The organism is Proteus sp. PR00208 (assembly GCF_016238545.1).
In the GTDB taxonomy this organism is placed as follows: domain Bacteria; phylum Pseudomonadota; class Gammaproteobacteria; order Enterobacterales; family Enterobacteriaceae; genus Proteus.
In genome coordinates this window covers 67,443-83,621 of the sequence record NZ_JAEHQE010000002.1, presented here as the reverse complement: position 1 = coordinate 83,621, position 16,179 = coordinate 67,443, and the positions used below count along the sequence as shown (strand labels likewise).

The following is a 16,179-nucleotide window of genomic DNA, read 5'->3' as shown; positions in this document are numbered from 1 at the left end:
GCGTTAATGCAGTAATTAATTTATTATTTAATTAATTTAAATAAATAAAACGATTACTGATAATCAACTTGGAAGTTGATTACGGCTTGGAATTCACCTGGAGTTACAGTTGCGTCTGCTGATTCAGCTTGAACGTAAGCAACGAATGGGATCTTAGAAACACCATTAACTAATTGTACTGGTGTTGTTGCTGTGTTCCATTTTACTGATTTGCTGCCAGCATCCATTAAGCCGATACCTGCACCAGAAGCTGAGCCAGATACGAAAGATGCTAAGTCTTTATTTGTTGCATTAACAACACTTGGTGTATAGCTAACAGTAGCTGTTTTTGCTACGGTAGTATCACAGTCTTGTAATTCGATATCTTTTTTAACGTTACCTGCTTTCTGCATATTTGCTAATGCAGAAGTTGGGATTTCACTGAAATCAACAATAACAGGACTTGAAGAAGCTGCTAATCCACAAGCTGAATTAACAATTTCACCTTTTAATTGAATTTCGCCTTTAGTTGCGCCAACTTTTGGTGCAGAAGTTTCAGCAGTTGCAACAGAATTAATACCAAATACTAAAGCAGCAGCTAAAGCAATTTTACTCAGTTTCATTATAGATAATCCCTTGAAGATCGTGCGTATTATTATTTATAGAAAAATAATATTAGTGTCGGAATATAAAAATTGATTTGCATTATATTTCGAGTTGTTTCGAATAATGACTGGTTTATATGATATCAACAAAGGCATTCTATTTGATATAACATTTTGTTGATTTACTCAATTTTCATATTTAATCTTGCCTATTCCATATTAATAGAGTTTTATGTAGGTTTATTCTTTTTATTACTCAATTTATGGGTGAAAAAGTTTATCAGGCAGATAAATTTAATAGACAATGCAATTAACATTATTTTAACTTTACAAAAAGTAATGTTATTAACATTAGGTTAGAAAAATTAATAAAATCAATTATAGATTATCGCAATATATATAATTCAATAAGTTAGATGTTAATGATGACACCTTTAGGTTAATTTTTATCGTGAAAAAAGTTTCTCCAAAAATAACAATCATAAAATGAATAATAACACATGAGATAATTCCTACGTATTTAAGTTAATTTTTTCTTATGTTTCACCTATTCTGATAGTCTTAAAATGACTAATTGGATCATTTTAAACACAGTTTACTCATTGGGTGAGTGTTTTGGCTAATGAGTGTTACATTTTTTAACACATGAATTTTCCCTATTTTGGGTAAAAAATGGCATGACAAAATGTAACAATTTTTAATATTAAGAAAATATTAATTTAGGGATTGCTTTAATTGGTTGGAGTGATTTTTGAATAGTAGAAATGAAATAAATAAGCCTCTATAAAAGAGGCTATGTTGTTTAATAGGCTGTTTTTAAGTACAAAAATTATTGATAAGCCATATCTTGAGTCAATGATAATGATGAGCTTTCTTGCTCTTCATCGTTATCATTCTCTTTATCTTTAGATAATATTTTATTTTTGCTCTCTTTGGCTTGAAGGTAACCGACAAGGCTAAGTTGATATCGTCGAATGTTTTCAACGTAGCGATAAGCCTCATGGCCTCTGGCATAGCCATAAGGGAGGTCTGCATAATATTTCTTTTGGCTAAGTAGAGGTAATCTTGATTTTACATCTAGCCAACTATCAGGATCGGCATTTTGTTGCTCCGTAAGCCTTCTGGCATCAAGCATATGACCAAATCCCATATTATATGCTGCCAATGCAAACCAAATTTTTTCATCTTCTGGAATAGAATCTGGTAAGCGCGAAAGGAGATGCTTAAGATATTGTGCTCCTCCTCGAACACTCTCTTCGGGATCAAGCCTGTCAGTAACGCCCATACTTGATGCAGTAGGGCGAGTTAACATCATCAATCCTCTAACTCCAGTTGGTGATGTAGCATGAGGGTCCCAATGTGATTCTTGCCATGCCATAGCTGCCAATAACCGCCAATCGAAAGTATCTGCATACTTTTCAAAAAGAGGTTGATAGTTTGGCAAAATAGAATCTATCGCTGTAATAAAAGAGATAGTATCGAAGTAATCAAATGTACCTACATGGCCAAAATATTTTTCTTCAAGTCTTGCTAACACATCTTCTTGAGATAATTGATTAAAGTAATCGAGCATCGCTGCATATAAGCTATTATCTTCACCATCTGGCAAATACCACGTTAGTGGACGGCTTTCAGTGACTTCAAACCCTACGGCAACATTAGGATGAATGCGTTGTTGTACTGCAACACTGATGGAATCTGCTAAAACATAGGTTATTTTACCTTCTGATAATGCTTCTAGCAGTTGCGAGGTCGTCTGATTATCTGATTCTTCCCATTCAAGCTCGGGGTATTGCGTCTCTTTTAATGTTCGCAATAAACTTGCATGAGCTGAGCCAGCAGTGACAACAAGCCGCCCATCTAACGAATCAAAACTACGTGGTCTTAATGTCCCTTTACGGTAAATCAGCTGTTGAGAAACTGAAAAATAAGCAGGGCCACTGCGTGTCGTATCTAATCTCTCTTTATTATAAAGTAATCCGGCGGCGATAAAGTCAGCTTTATTATTCTCCAGATCATCAAACATTTGGTTGATATTTGTCCGCATATTAACGACAAGTTTCACGCCTAGGTAATCTGCAAAGCGTTTCACTAATTCATAATCGAAACCTACGGGGTCCTTTTTATCGTTCATCGTTATCAATGGTGAAGGTATCGTACTAATTCTTAACTCACCACGAGATAAAATCTTATTTATCTGCGCTTTTTGCCTATCTGGCCATGTAATATTCAACGCGATAATAGCCGCTGAAAAGAGCGCTATGATAACGATAACGAAATAGTTTATCCTTATATTATTCAATAGGTTGGTTCTCGTTAACGTTGTTTATTGTTGTGTGTAAAATCGTCATTTTAACATGGATAAATTTCCAGTAATCGAGCATTTTGCTTAACATCTTGGCAAGACGCAACTTGATTACACCAATTAATCATTAAAACACTCTAAGTTAAATGCCGTTATTTTGTTCACGCAAACGGTTTCGTCTGGGCGGTTATTCTATTATACTAGGCGCGTTTCCCCTGAATGATTGGTCAGGTTAGCTGCTAAAAGAGAGAACTCAATACTATGGAAATCCTGCGTGGCTCCCCCGCTTTATCCGCGTTTCGTATTAATAAATTACTCACTCTATGTCAGGAAAATGATCTTCCTGTACAAGGTATATACGCGGAATTTGTCCATTTCGCGAAAGTGGAAGGGCAGTTATCTGAAGATGATCAAACTAAATTACGTCAACTACTGCATTATGGACCTTCATTAACAGAACATGAGCCTGTTGGGGAAATGCGAGTTGTTACACCTCGCCCGGGAACAATTTCACCTTGGTCTTCTAAAGCGACAGATATTGCACATAACTGTGGTTTAGCCAAGGTTGTCCGAATTGAACGTGGTATCGCCTACTTTATTGAGTGCGGTACGATGACAGACAATCAGTGGCAACAGCTTTATGGTTTTATTCATGATCGAATGATGGAAACCATCTTCTTAAATTATCAAGATGTAAATGCACTTTTTGCCGAGCAAACGCCAGCACCACTAAAAACGATTGATGTGCTTGCAAAAGGCAAAGATGCACTAGTAAAAGCGAATATCGAAATGGGATTAGCGCTGGCAGACGATGAAGTTGATTACTTAGTCGATGCTTTTAACCGCTTACAGCGTAATCCAACAGATGTTGAGCTTTATATGTTTGCACAAGCTAACTCTGAACACTGTCGCCACAAAATATTTAATGCTGATTGGATAATTGATGGTAAAGCTCAAGATAAATCATTATTTAAAATGATTAAAAATACGTTTGAGCAAACGCCTGATTATGTCATGTCAGCTTATAAAGATAATGCGGCAGTAATGGAAGGCTCTGTGGCGGGGCGTTTTTATCCTGATACAGAAAAAGGGCATTATCACTATCATCAAGAGCCCGTACATATCTTGATGAAAGTAGAAACACATAACCACCCAACAGCAATTTCACCTTGGCCAGGGGCTGCAACGGGTTCAGGCGGTGAAATTCGAGATGAAGGCGCAACGGGGCGCGGTGCAAAACCTAAAGCTGGTCTAGTTGGATTTTCGGTTTCTAACTTACGTATTCCGGGATTTGAACAGCCTTGGGAAGAAGATTTTGGCAAACCAGAGCGTATTGTTAATGCATTAGACATCATGACTGAAGGTCCACTAGGTGGTGCGGCATTTAATAATGAATTCGGTCGTCCGGCATTATTAGGTTATTTCAGAACCTATGAAGAACAAGTAAATAGCCACAATGGTGTTGAAATTCGCGGTTACCATAAACCCATCATGTTAGCTGGGGGTATCGGTAATATTCGTGAAGATCACGTACAAAAAGGCGAAATCACTGTTGGCGCTAAGTTAATTGTACTTGGTGGACCCTCTATGAACATCGGTCTTGGTGGTGGTGCCGCTTCTTCTATGACATCAGGTCAATCAGATGCTGATTTAGATTTCGCCTCTGTACAGCGTGATAACCCAGAAATGGAACGCCGTTGCCAAGAAGTTATCGACCGTTGCTGGCAATTAGGTGACGATAACCCGATCTTATTTATTCATGATGTTGGTGCTGGTGGTCTTTCTAATGCAATGCCTGAATTAGTTAATGATGGCGGTCGTGGTGGTCGTTTTGAATTACGTGATGTTCTTAATGATGAACCGGGTATGAGCCCACTTGAGATCTGGTGTAATGAATCTCAAGAACGTTATGTATTGGCGGTATCGCCTGAAAAAATGCCTCTTTTTGATGCGTTATGTCAGCGTGAAAGAGCACCTTATGCTGTGATCGGTGAAGCAACGCAAGAGCGTGAATTAGTGCTCAATGATACACACTTTGATAATAAGCCGATTGATATGCCATTAGACATATTATTAGGTAAAGCACCTAAAATGTTGCGTGATGTAAAATCACTTAAAACAGAAGGTGAGTATCTCTCCCGTAAAGATATCGATTTAAAAGATGCCGTCTATCGTGTTCTTCATTTACCAGCCGTTGCTGAAAAAACCTTCTTAATTACCATTGGTGACCGTACTGTAACGGGAATGGTTGCGCGTGATCAAATGGTCGGGCCTTGGCAAATTCCTGTTGCCAATTGTGCCGTTACCACAGCAACATTAGATAGCTATTATGGTGAAGCGATGTCTATTGGTGAACGAGCACCTATCGCACTGTTAGATTTTGCTGCCTCTGCACGTATGGCTGTCGGTGAAGCACTAACAAATATGGCGGGTTGTGATGTAGAAGCACTTAATCGCATTAAGCTTTCGGCTAACTGGATGTCAGCAGCAGGTCATCCGGGTGAAGATGCAGGTTTATATGACGCAGTGAAAGCCATTGGTGAAGAGTTATGTCCAAAGCTAGGTATTACTATTCCTGTGGGCAAAGATTCGATGTCAATGAAGACGCGCTGGCAAGATAAAGATGGGAAAACCAAAGAGGTTACTTCTCCACTATCTTTAGTTATTACAGCATTCTCTCGTGTTGAAGATGTGCGTAAAACAGTGACGCCTGAATTATCAACACAAGCTGGAAACCGCTTGTATTTAATTGATTTGGGTAATGGTCATAATGCATTAGGTGCAACGGCACTAGCGCAAGTTTATCGCCAATTAGGTCAAAAAGCGGCTGATCTTCGAGATGTTGAACAGTTGAAACAGTTCTTCAATGTGATGCAACAATTGGTCAATGAAGGCAAATTGTTGGCCTATCACGATCGCTCTGATGGTGGGTTATTTGTCACTCTTGCAGAAATGGCATTTACAGGCCATTGTGGCTTACACGTTGATATCAGTGCTTATGATGAAGATGTTTTAGCTGGACTCTTTAATGAAGAGCTCGGTGGTGTGATCCAAATTCGTGCTGAACATCAAGAAGTTGTCGAAGCATTATTTGCCGAATATGGTTTATCGGATTGTTTACATTATTTAGGTCAAGCAACAGAAAATGATGCCATTATTATCCAAAGCCGTGAAACGGAAGTTTACAACGAAAAACGCAGCACATTGCGTCTTTGGTGGGCAGAAACAACATGGCAAATGCAACGCTTACGTGATAATCCAGAGTGTGCGGATGAAGAGCATCAAGCAAAACAAGATCTCAACGATCCTGGGTTAAATGTGAAGTTAACCTTTGACCCAAATGAAGATATTGCTGCACCTTATATTGCAACAGGGAGTCGCCCTCGTATTGCAGTTTTAAGAGAGCAAGGTGTTAACTCTCATGTTGAAATGGCGGCTGCTTTTGACAGGGCTGGTTTTGATGCTATCGACGTTCATATGAGTGACTTACATTCATCACGACGTTCACTCAGTGATTTTGATGTGCTGGTGGCTTGTGGTGGATTCTCTTACGGTGACGTATTAGGTGCGGGGGAAGGCTGGGCGAAGTCCATCTTATTTAATTCTCGCTTACGCGATGAATTTGCTCAATTCTTTGAACGTCAAGATACCTTATCTCTCGGGGTCTGTAATGGTTGCCAAATGATGTCGACATTATCAGAACTTATTCCAGGTGCAGATTTGTGGCCTCGTTTTGTTCGCAATCGTTCTGAGCGTTTTGAAGCGCGCTTTAGTTTAGTGAAAGTGACAGAAAGCCCATCATTATTACTACAAGGTATGGTGGGTTCACAAATGCCTATCGCAGTTTCTCATGGTGAGGGTTTTGCTGAATTCCGTAATGCTGAGCAACTAGCACAACTAGAAGCACAAAATTTAGTGGGATTACGTTTTGTGGATCACTACGGTAATCCAACAGAACAATATCCATTAAATCCTAATGGCTCTGTAAAAGGGATCACGGCTGTCACTACAAAAGATGGTCGCTCAACCATTATGATGCCTCACCCAGAACGTGTGTTTAGAACAGTCAGTAATTCTTGGCATCCAGATAATTGGGGTGAAGACAGCCCTTGGATGCGTTTATTCCGCAATGCAAGAAAACAATTTGATTAATCAAATGTAATATTATCTTAGAGATAAATACATAAAGCCTCTACATTGTTAGAGGCTTTATTTTATTGATAATAAAAGAATTATTTTTTGTTGTGTAAAAACGGCGACACTTACTAGTTTGCTTGTCTCTTTTTGGCGACATTTAATTTATTGAAATATAAGTAATTATTAAATTTAGGGTAACTCTGTCTGGATATGGAGACAGCTTGGTTGTTTTATAACTAGATAAAAAAGAGTTATAAATAAAATATCAGAGAGGTATTTTTATTTTTTGTTTATTTTCAGTTTGTTAGAAGATTTTTTAAAAGTTGGCACGCCTTGTGCATTATATAAATCAGTTGCTCATTCAACTTTTTATGTCGGTCCACAATATGGGTGGGAACATACCACATAAGCCAGGAATGACGCCAGAGTAAGGTGCCTACCGTCCAACATCATGATACTCGTCTTCGGACCTTATCAAACACAGGGCGACACGTGGAGTGAGGCACCACCTTCATTCTCTTTTAGAGAAAAAAGAGATGAAATATTGACGAGCGGAATATCTCAATAAGATATTCCGCTCTCCCACTTCTAGAGCCTGTCGCATTTCCTCGTTTGTGTTTGTTCTCTTACCTAATTTTCCCAATGTCGGACTTTTTTCTTGTTATCAAGTCATGTAGCATCGCATTACTCTAATAGGTGTTGAGATGATTTCATTGAAAAAGTGGCGTGTTTTCCCCCGTTCTTTAAGACAGCTCGTGATAATGGCATTTTGGATGGTGCTATTACCTTTACTTGTGCTTGCTTATCAGGCTTATCAAAGTCTCGATCAATTAAGTAATCAGGCTGCTATTACCAATAAAAATGCACTCGCAGATACTGAACGCAGTGAAGTAATGCGAAATCTTGCGATTGAAATGGAAGGAAACTATCGTCGGTATTGTGTTTTAAGAGATAAAACTGATGATGATATGTATCAGCAACGCTACCAGCAATACACCAAACTCTTCTCAACATTACAGCAAACCATTATTCCTCTTTCGGCATCTAAAGAAGCCGATGTACTTAATACCTCACTTGAAAAACTAAAATCGATTCAATGTGAAAGCAGTGAACCTACAAAAGAGATGCAACAAGCTTTAGAGCAATTCTCTTATGCTAATAACCGTATCGTTGTATTAACTAAAGAGATTATTTTTAGCCGTGGTGAACAACTTCAAATGGCAATCGCTGAGAAAGGGCGCTATTTTGGTTGGCAAAGTCTTATCGTTTTTGTTTTCAGTTTGATCCTCATTGCGCTATTTACTCGAATGATTATTGGCCCTGTTAAAGGGATTGAGAAGATGATCAATCGATTAGGTGAAGGTCGAACACTGAGTAATAATTTAGATACTTTTCAAGGGCCACGAGAACTTCGTTCATTAGCACAACGTATTATTTGGTTAAGTGAGCGTTTAGCATGGCTTGAGTCACAACGACATGAATTTTTGCGTCATATTTCTCATGAGTTAAAAACACCGTTAGCGAGTATGCGAGAAGGTACGGAATTATTAGCTGATGAAGTTGCGGGCCCTTTAACTCTTGATCAAAAAGAAGTCGTTTCAATTCTCGATAATAGCAGTAAGCAGTTACAGTTATTAATTGAACAACTACTTGATTACAATCGCAAACTTTCTGAAGTTCCTCAACAAATCGAAGAAATTAACTTGACTGATTTAGTAAATGATGTGGTATTAGCCCACAGTTTACCCGCGAGAGCAAAAGATATTAAAACGATAATTTCACTTAATCTAACCACATGTCGAGCAGAAGCGACGTTATTATCGCGAGTTATCGACAATCTCTACTCGAATGCGGTGCACTATGGTGCTGAATCAGGTAATATCTGGATCTCTAGTTATCAAGTTGAACAGAAAATAGTTATTGATATAGCCAATAAAGGAACACCTATTCCTGAATCTGAACAAAAAATGATTTTTGAACCCTTTTTCCAAGGATCTTTGCTACGCAAAGGGGCTGTCAAAGGAAGTGGTTTAGGTTTAAGTATTGCTCATGACTGTATCAAAAGAATGGAAGGTGAACTAAGTGTTGTTCCTTCTGACTATGCCGATGTCTGTTTTCGTATTGAATTACCGCTACTTTCTGAGATTAAATAATGCAAATCAGGTCACAAAAACAAGCATCTCCTCATCATGAGTATAAAAAAATAAATAAGAAGATGCTTGGTATTGAATTGTTATCTATGGCCCCTGCATCAACTAGAAAAATTGCATTAAATTGGAAGCAGTGTTTCTTGTTTATTATGTTTCCACTGGTTCTTTCAGGGTGTACACCAAAGTCGCTCACTGAGACACAAGAGCCTGAGCCAGAAATCCCCGTTGTTAAGCAAAAAACGATTGATTATCGTTGGGCTGAATGTAAAACATTAAGCTCATTTTATGATGAAGGCATCAATAACGCGCTTTATTGGTTACGTGCCATTGAATGTACAAACCGCATAATGACGACCGAAGCACAACGCCAAGCCAGCAGTGTTGTCGTCACTGGTTGGGATGATGCATTTTATAAAAGTATTCTATTAGAGCGTGCTGGAATGACGATTGCCGATCGTCGAACACAATTAGTATTATTAGAAAGCTATCAATTACAATTTCCAAGTTCTATGCGAGTTCTATTATCAACATGGATTGAGAACCAAACGCTTATTCTCTCTTTAGCAGAAGAAAAGAGTCGTTATCGCCGTTTAATCACAGATACAGATAATAGAATTGATGCACTAAGAAAAGAGAATAATGCGTTACAGCATGAACTGAGTCTCACCCTGAAAAAGCTTGAAAGTCTTACCCAAATTGAACGGCAGTTATCGAATAGAAAACAGAGTGGCTCTGTTGATTCGCTATCGCAAAATGAAGATTTAGCTGAGAGCGTAACGGAAACAGAAAAAGTGAATGCAGAGAAACCTGCTGCTGAAAAACCAGCCGTTGAAAAAACGAATGAAAAACCCGTTTCGACGCAATCGATAACAGAGAAGTCAAAAGGTGAGGAAAAACAACCGCCTGCAATAGTGGTTAAACCAGAGCTTTCCAAACCAGAATCTACAAAAACCGAATCTACGAAAACTGAGGCGGTAAAACCAGAACCTGTCAAAACAGATACTGACACACAAGGCTCAAAACCGACTGAAGCAGGTTCTAAATAAGGAGAATGTGCATGGCTGGCCATAAATCAGCAAATCTTTTACTTGTCGATGACGATCCTGGGTTATTAAAGTTACTTGGTATGCGATTAACAAGTGAGGGTTTTCATATCTTCACCGCTGAAAGTGGACAAGAAGCACTAAAACTTCTCTTAAAAGAAAAAATAGACCTTGTTATTAGTGATCTCCGAATGGATGAAATGGATGGTATGGCGCTGTTTGCTGAAATACAACGTCAGCAGCCGGGCATGCCCGTTATCATTCTTACGGCTCATGGCTCTATTCCTGATGCAGTGGCCGCAACACAGCAAGGCGTATTTAGCTTTTTAACCAAACCCGTTGATAGAGACGCACTTTATAAAGCGATTGATGAAGCACTTGAGCTTGTGACTATTGTTTCAGATGAAGAGTGGTCAAAAGATATCGTGACACGTAGCCCGCAAATGCTACGTTTATTAGAGCAAGCAAAGCTAGTTGCCCAATCTGATGTCAGTGTACTTATCAATGGCCAAAGTGGTACGGGTAAAGAAGTCCTTGCTCAAGCTATCCATCGCGCAAGCCCTAGAGCGAAAAAACCTTTTATTGCCATTAACTGTGGTGCTTTACCTGAGCAACTTCTAGAGTCTGAATTATTTGGCCATGCGAAAGGCGCTTTTACAGGCGCGGTGAGTAGCCGTGAAGGTCTATTTCAGGCAGCTGAAGGCGGCACATTATTTTTAGATGAAATTGGCGATATGCCAATGGCATTGCAAGTTAAGTTATTACGTGTTTTACAAGAGCGAAAAGTTCGCCCATTAGGCAGTAATCGCGATATTGATATTGATGTACGAATTCTTTCTGCAACGCATCGTGATTTACCTAAAGCGATGGAACGTAATGAATTTCGAGAAGATCTGTTCTATCGTTTAAATGTGGTTAACTTACGTATTCCGACATTAAGTGAGAGAGCAGAAGATATTCCTATTCTTGCTAATCACTTATTGAGAGAGTCTGCTAAACGCCATAAACCTTTTGTTCGAAGTTTTTCAACCGATGCGATGAAATGCTTAATGACAGCAAGTTGGCCGGGTAATGTGCGTCAATTGGTTAACGTTATTGAGCAATGTGTTGCGTTAACAACAGCACCTGTGATCAGTGAAGCGCTTGTAACACAGGCATTACAAGGTGAAAATACGGCACTGCCCACATTTGCAGAAGCGAGAGGGCATTTTGAAATGACCTATTTGAGAAAGCTTTTGCAAATGACAAAAGGCAATGTGACCCAAGCCGCACGTATGGCTGGGCGCAATCGAACTGAGTTTTATAAATTGTTATCTCGTCATGAGCTAGATGCGAATGATTTTAAAGAATAACCTTTTCAGATAACGAATATATTTTTAAACTAACTTTCCTTTTATGCGGAAGATAGCGGAGAGACTAATTTTTATGAGTCGTAAACTAAAACTCACCATGGCTCAACTTAATTGGGTTGTTGGCGATATTGAAGGTAACTGCGAACGCATGTTATCTACCGTAAAAGCACAAGAAGATACCGATTTGGTCATGTTTTCTGAGTTGGCTTTATGCGGTTACTCTCCTGAAGATCTGCTATTTCGTCCTGATTTCCAACAGCGTTGTGAAACACAACTTACGCGTTTAGAACAAGCAAGTAAAAAAACGGCGATTGTTGTTGGGCATCCTTGGTGGCAAAACGGCAAAATTTACAACGCACTTTCATTTTTCTATAAAGGTGAATTACAAGCGCGTTATTTCAAACAGCAATTGCCTAATTATGGTGTGTTTGATGAAAAACGTTATTTCCAACAAGGAAATGAGCGCTGTGTGGTGCCATTTAAAGGTTACCACTTAGGCTTGTTAATTTGTGAAGATATCTGGATCAATGAACCTATCGATGCATTAAAACAAGCGGGTGCTGATCTTGTTCTATCTATTAATGCATCACCTTATAACCGTGAAAAACCTCATGTTCGTACACAGCTAATTAAAGAACATTGCCAAAGAACACATCTTCCCGTGATTTATCTTAACCAAATTGGTGGCCAAGATGAGTTGGTATTTGATGGTTGTTCAAAAGTATTTGATGAACGCGGTACTATTACGCATCGTCTAGCTGCATTTGATGAACAAACCACTATCGTTGAGTTCGATGAATTAAATATTATTCCGATGGCAGATCCTGCTCCGGAACTTTCGCCTTTAGCGCAAGTTTATCAAGCGTTAGTGCTTGCAACGCGTGATTATGTAATTAAAAACGGCTTTAAAGGGGCAATTCTAGGGTTATCTGGTGGTATTGACTCTGGACTAACAGTTGCTATCGCAGCTGATGCCTTAGGCAAAGAGAGTGTTCAGGCTGTTATGATGCCATTTCGTTATACTTCAGAAATGAGCATTCATGACGCAAAAGAACAGGCTGATTTATTAGGTGTTGAGTTTGATACGGTTTCTATTGAACCTATGTTTGATGCTTTTATGGCTCAGCTTGCGCCTATGTTTAAAGATACTGCCGCAGATACCACAGAAGAAAATCTACAAGCACGTTGCCGCGCTGTTATTTTGATGGCAATGTCGAATAAACGCCGTCGTTTAGTGTTAACCACAAGCAATAAAAGTGAATCAGCAGTGGGGTATTCCACATTGTATGGCGATATGGCGGGTGGTTTTGATGTACTAAAAGATGTACCTAAAACATTAGTTTTCGAGCTTTCTAAATATCGTAATACACTTTCACCTGCTATTCCTCAGCGTGTTATTGATAGACCACCATCAGCAGAACTTGCACCGGGGCAAACAGACCAAGATAATTTACCTCCTTATGACATTCTGGATGCTATTCTTGAAGGTTATGTTGAGCAAGATAAATCTGTATCTGATTTAGTTGCAGCAGGATTTGATGAAGCGACAGTCCGTAAAGTGATAAAATTAGTCGATATTAATGAATACAAGCGACGTCAAGCCCCTGTAGGGCCACGTATTACAAGTCGTAATTTTGGTAAAGATCGCAGATACCCAATTACAAGCGGTTTTGGTCGCCACAACTGGTAATAGCAGGATAATACGATGAAAAAAATTGAAGCGATAATTAAGCCGTTTAAATTAGATGATGTAAGAGAAGCGCTCGGCGAAGTGGGTATCACGGGAATGACTGTAACAGAAGTGAAAGGCTTTGGTCGCCAAAAAGGGCATACTGAGCTTTACCGCGGTGCTGAATACATGGTCGATTTTTTACCTAAAGTGAAGATTGAAATTGTTGTCTCTGATGAAATTGTTGAAACCTGTGTAGATACAATTATGACAACGGCACAAACAGGTAAAATTGGTGATGGTAAGATTTTTGTCTTTGATGTGAATCGCGTTATTCGTATTCGTACTGGCGAACAAGACGAAGAGGCTATTTAGTTATTAATTAATTTAAGCCAAATAATTATATTTTTCATTTTTATTAAAGCCCGATATTTTTTAATCAAGATATCGGGCTTTTTCTTTTTTTGCGCATAATTAATTTTTTAATGTTTTGCCTATAATGCTATTTATATCTTATACAAGTCTATTGATGATACTGAGCAATTTATTTTACTATTTTTTATAAACTTTAAGGCACAAAATGTTATTCAATAACTTTTAAGGAAAGTTATTATCATCAATATTAAAAAATCATTAAGGTATGGGCAAAATAGTGTTTAATTATTTATTAAAGCGTCTCGCTTTATTTTTATGTGCAGCAGTGTTAATCGCTATCACTACGGGATTTATTTTTCTTGATATTTTGGTTCTTGATAATGGTATTTCTGAAACGTCGGTAACTGAATTAGGTCAAGAAATTATCGTTGCCATTGTCTGTTTATTCTTTTTCGTTAAAGCGTGCCAAGGATGTGAACAACAGGGAGCATTCACACTTATTCTGGGCTTTTTTCTATGTATTTTAATTCGTGAGTTAGATGGTGTATTTGATCAGATTGCACACGGCTCTTGGGTTTGGTTTGCTCTAACGGTTACGTTTATTTGTATTGCTATTGCAATTAGAGAAGGCAAAAGAACGTTAAAAGGCTTAATTCACTTTATTACTCATCCAAGCCATGGAATGTTAGTTGCTGGTCTATTATGTGTTTTACTGTTCTCTCGTTTATTTGGCATGGGAATACTTTGGCATAAATTATTGGGTGAGGATTATAACCGTGCTGTTAAAAACATGGTGGAAGAGGGCAGTGAATTATTTGGTTATACGCTCTGTTTAATTAGTGTTATTTGGTACGGTCTTTCTGCTAAAGAGCATGTTATTCCTGCGGCGATTGAAAATAAATATCGATCATAAAAAGGCAGTGAAATAGCTAATAAAAACGCCGATAAATATAACTCTATCAGCGTTTTTTTATTCAATTTAAAATCGAACTTTAATGAAAGTATTTTTACTGTAAATCTTGTGTAATAACAGCATGAGGACCAAAACATTCATAATGAAGTTTGTCACTATTAATACCTAATTCAATAAGTTGCTTAGCAACAGATTGCATAAAAGGTAATGGACCACAAAAATAGAAACGCATATCAGGAATAGTTAACCAATCTTCAACTTGTTTTAATGTCATTAAGCCTTCGAATTGATAATCTTTATTTTGCACGTCTTCCGCTCGTGGCGTGCGATACCATATCGCTTGTTGATAATGTGAAAGTTGATTGCCGACTTGATTAACTTCATCTTTAAAAGCATGAACACCACCATGTTCAGCTGCATGTAACCAATTGATATTAGCTTTATGAGCTGAAAGTGTGTGTAACATAGATAGCATTGGCGTTAAACCCACACCTGCTGAAATTAAGGTTACAGGTGTTGTTGGTGACACATCTAAATAGAAATCGCCCCCTGGTGCGGCGACGTGTAAAGTATCACCTTCTTGAATATGGTCATGCAGAAAATTCGATAAAATACCTTTATCTTCGCGTTTTACTGCGATGCGATAGGTTTTATTATTTGAAGAGTGAGTTAATGAATATTGACGTATTTCTTGGTTTTCAAGATGTTCATCACGGATATAAAGGCTTAAATATTGCCCTGCTTGATAAGGAGTAACCGCAAGTCCATCTTCAGGCTCTAATTCAAAACTGGTAATTACATCACTTTGTTTTACTTTATGTTTAACTTTAAAGTTTCGTAATCCTCTCCAACCACCATTTGTTTGTTCTTTTTGTTGATAAATTTGTTCTTCGCGATTGATAAAGACATCAGCCAATATTTGATAAGCCTCCCCCCAAGCATCTAGCACTTCTTGCCCAGGACTAAACATCTCATCAATTGTTGCTAATAAATTTTCACCGACGATGGGATAGTGTTCAGGAAGAATATTTAAACTGGTGTGTTTTTGTGCAATTTTTTCAACGGCAGGCAAAATAGTAGCTAAGTTTTCAATATTCGTCGCATAAGCGCATATTGCATTAAATAAGGCTTCACGTTGCGCACCACTGCTTTGATGGCTCATGGTGAAAATATCTTTTAATTCTGGGTGGCGAGAAAACATTCGATCATAAAAATGGGCAGTTAACGCAGGACCTGTTTTAGCAATGAGGGGAATTGTTGATTTAATTGTCGCGATAGTTTGTTCATCTAACATAATTGCTCCTGAAAAATTTTCAGTTTATTGTGAATTTTTATAAATTGCATTTTATATGCAACTTATCTCTTTTTGAGTATTTTGTAAATCTCTGTTTTTATTTTTTAACAAAAAATCTCAATTCTTAGAGAATGATGCGGGGTGTTTGCAAAATAAGGCGAGATGCACCTCAAAAAGAGGAATAAGTACAGGATAAAATGAGGTTGTTAAAAAGTAATAATATGCTGTTATAGTTGGATGGCAAACGATTGCGTATTTTTTCATTAGGGGCTATCTCAATGAAGAAAAAGAGTTTACACTGTATGCCATTCTTTCTCCCGCATGGGAGTTTGTCTTTAGTGAAGTTAGCTGAGTCAG

At 38.2% G+C, this 16,179-nt stretch carries 10 protein-coding genes; 7 read left to right on the top strand and 3 right to left on the bottom strand.

Annotation, left to right across the window (positions count from 1 at the left end; translation table 11 throughout):
* Positions 1-53: 53 nt before the first annotated feature.
* Together JEP36_RS02670 and mltF are read right to left on the bottom strand one after the other, a co-directional pair.
* Entirely contained in the window at positions 54-602 is a 549-nt protein-coding gene (locus JEP36_RS02670; RefSeq protein ID WP_109370973.1) for a fimbrial protein, read from the bottom strand.
* Between the two features lie 811 nt (positions 603-1,413).
* Positions 1,414-2,886: a membrane-bound lytic murein transglycosylase MltF gene (gene mltF / locus JEP36_RS02665; RefSeq protein WP_109370972.1), complete on the bottom strand. Its 1,473-nt coding sequence runs from the start codon at positions 2,884-2,886 to the stop codon at positions 1,414-1,416.
* Between the two features lie 264 nt (positions 2,887-3,150).
* Here mltF and purL point away from each other — a divergent pair, with 264 nt between their 5' ends.
* The 7 genes from purL to JEP36_RS02630 all read left to right on the top strand — a co-directional run bounded on the left by purL (position 3,151) and on the right by JEP36_RS02630 (position 14,528).
* The gene (purL, locus tag JEP36_RS02660; RefSeq protein WP_198629847.1) at positions 3,151-7,041 is read left to right on the top strand and encodes a phosphoribosylformylglycinamidine synthase; all 3,891 of its coding nucleotides are present in this window, start codon (positions 3,151-3,153) and stop codon (positions 7,039-7,041) included.
* 689 nt (positions 7,042-7,730) lie between these two features.
* Positions 7,731-9,179, top strand: a complete 1,449-nt coding sequence (locus JEP36_RS02655; protein WP_196534119.1) for a sensor histidine kinase — start codon at positions 7,731-7,733, stop codon at positions 9,177-9,179.
* Positions 9,179-10,222 carry a two-component system QseEF-associated lipoprotein QseG gene (qseG, locus tag JEP36_RS02650; protein WP_232799484.1) on the top strand — a complete coding sequence of 348 codons (1,044 nt, stop codon included), beginning with the start codon at positions 9,179-9,181 and terminating at the stop codon, positions 10,220-10,222. Before JEP36_RS02655 ends, qseG begins: the two co-directional genes overlap by 1 nt.
* A gap of 11 nt (positions 10,223-10,233) precedes the next feature.
* The gene (glrR, locus tag JEP36_RS02645; protein ID WP_023581612.1) at positions 10,234-11,571 is read left to right on the top strand and encodes a two-component system response regulator GlrR; all 1,338 of its coding nucleotides are present in this window, start codon (positions 10,234-10,236) and stop codon (positions 11,569-11,571) included.
* A 73-nt stretch (positions 11,572-11,644) separates the two neighbouring features.
* On the top strand, positions 11,645-13,261 hold the full coding sequence (locus tag JEP36_RS02640) for an NAD+ synthase (protein ID WP_196534117.1): 1,617 nt from the start codon (positions 11,645-11,647) through the stop codon (positions 13,259-13,261).
* A gap of 15 nt (positions 13,262-13,276) precedes the next feature.
* Positions 13,277-13,615 (top strand): nitrogen regulatory protein P-II, encoded by a 339-nt coding sequence (glnB, locus tag JEP36_RS02635; protein ID WP_006533462.1) that lies wholly within the window; start codon positions 13,277-13,279, stop codon positions 13,613-13,615.
* A gap of 265 nt (positions 13,616-13,880) precedes the next feature.
* The gene (locus tag JEP36_RS02630) at positions 13,881-14,528 is read left to right on the top strand and encodes a hypothetical protein (RefSeq protein WP_198629846.1); all 648 of its coding nucleotides are present in this window, start codon (positions 13,881-13,883) and stop codon (positions 14,526-14,528) included.
* A gap of 94 nt (positions 14,529-14,622) precedes the next feature.
* Here JEP36_RS02630 and hmpA read toward each other — a convergent pair whose 3' ends face one another.
* Positions 14,623-15,822, bottom strand: a complete 1,200-nt coding sequence (gene hmpA, locus JEP36_RS02625) for an NO-inducible flavohemoprotein (RefSeq protein ID WP_198629845.1) — start codon at positions 15,820-15,822, stop codon at positions 14,623-14,625.
* Positions 15,823-16,179 lie beyond the last annotated feature (357 nt).